This is a genomic window from Microbispora sp. NPDC049125, from assembly GCF_040802045.1.
In the GTDB taxonomy this organism is placed as follows: Bacteria; Actinomycetota; Actinomycetes; order Streptosporangiales; family Streptosporangiaceae; genus Microbispora.
On the sequence record NZ_JBEZDW010000117.1, the window covers coordinates 1 to 1503 of the forward strand.

1 protein-coding gene is annotated in these 1503 nt (G+C 71.5%); it reads right to left on the minus strand.

The features are described from left to right. Window positions 1-1503: acyltransferase domain-containing protein (locus AB0B72_RS40245; RefSeq protein WP_367745065.1), on the minus strand; the 1503-nt coding region annotated here is incomplete at both ends.

Below are 1503 nucleotides of genomic sequence, written 5' to 3' on the forward strand. Positions count from 1 at the left end.
GTTGGGCCAGTTGATGGGGGTGCCGGTGGTGTGGAGGTGGGCGGCGGCGGTGAGGGCGGTGTGGGGTTCGGGTTGGTTGCGGCGCAGGAGGGGGACGGCCAGGACGTTTTGGTGTGTTTGGAGGGTGTCGCGGACCAAAGCGGTCAGGACGGCGTCGGGCCCGATCTCCACGAACCGTCGGATCGGCTCGTCCGGCTCCGTGCCCCGCTCCAACCGGCGTACGGCGTCGGCGAAGCGGACGGTTCCGCGTAGGTGGTCGGCCCAGTATCGGGGGGTGGTGAGGGTGTCGGGGGTGGCCAGGTCGCCGGTGTGGTCGGAGATGTAGGGGATGGTCGGGCCGGTGGGTGGGGTGATGCCGAGTGCCTGGACGGCCTTTTGGAACTGGTCGGTGATGGGGTTCATGTGGGGGGAGTGGAAGGCGTGGCTGACGGTGAGGTGGCGGGTTTTGTGGCCGCGTGAGCGCATGAGGTTGGTGAGGTGGTGGACGGCGGTGGTGTCGCCGGAGATGACGGTGGAGGTGGGGGTGTTGATGGCGGCGATGTTGATGCCGGTGAGGCCTTCGTCGGCGATGGTTTGGGTGATGTGGTCTTCGGTGGTGGTGATGGCGGTCATGGCGCCGCCGGGGGGGAGGGTGTGCATGAGGGTGGCGCGGGTGGTGACGAGGGCGGCGGCGTGGGGGAGGGTGAGGATGCCGGCGGTGTGGGCGGCGGTGATGGCGCCGATGGAGTGTCCGGCGACGGCGGTGGGGGTGATGCCCCAGGAGGCGGCCAGCTCGACCAGGGCGATTTGGAGGGCGAACAGTCCGGTCTGGGTGTAGAGGGTCTGGTCGATCAGGGCCGGGTCGGCGTCCCCGAGCAGTACCTCGCGTAGCGGCACGTTCTGCTGGCCGCCGGGCTGGTCTTGCAGGTGCTGGTCGAGCAGGGTGATGGCCTGGTCGTAGGCGTGGGCGAAGGCGGGGAAGGCGGCGTACAGCTGGCGGCCCATGCCGGGATGCTGGCTGCCTTGGCCGGTGAACACGAACGCGATGGGTCCCCCGCTGCCGCTTCCTGTGATGACGCCGGGTCCGGTGGTGGTTCCCTCGGCGAGGGCGCGGGTGCGGTCCAGCAGTTGCTCGCGGGTGGTGCCGAGCAGGACGGCGCGGTGGTCCAGTCGGGCCCGGGTGGTGGCCAGCGAATGCGCCACGTCGACCGGGTCCAGGTCGGGGTGGCGTTGCAGATGGGCGGCCAGCCGGTCGGCCTGCCCCCGCAACGCCTCAGGGGTGCGGGCCGAGACCACCCACGCCACCGGCACCGGCTCTGAGCCCGGCACCGGGCTCGTCCCGGGCCCGGCCTCTGTGACCGGAGCCGACGCTGCCACTGAGTCGGCCTCTGTGACCGGTTGCGGTGCCGGTGGTGCCGGGGTGGGGTCGGGGGCTTGTTCGATGATGACGTGGGCGTTGGTGCCGCTGACGCCGAAGGCGGAGATGGCGGCGCGGCGGGGGTGGCCGGTGGTGGGCCAGGGGGT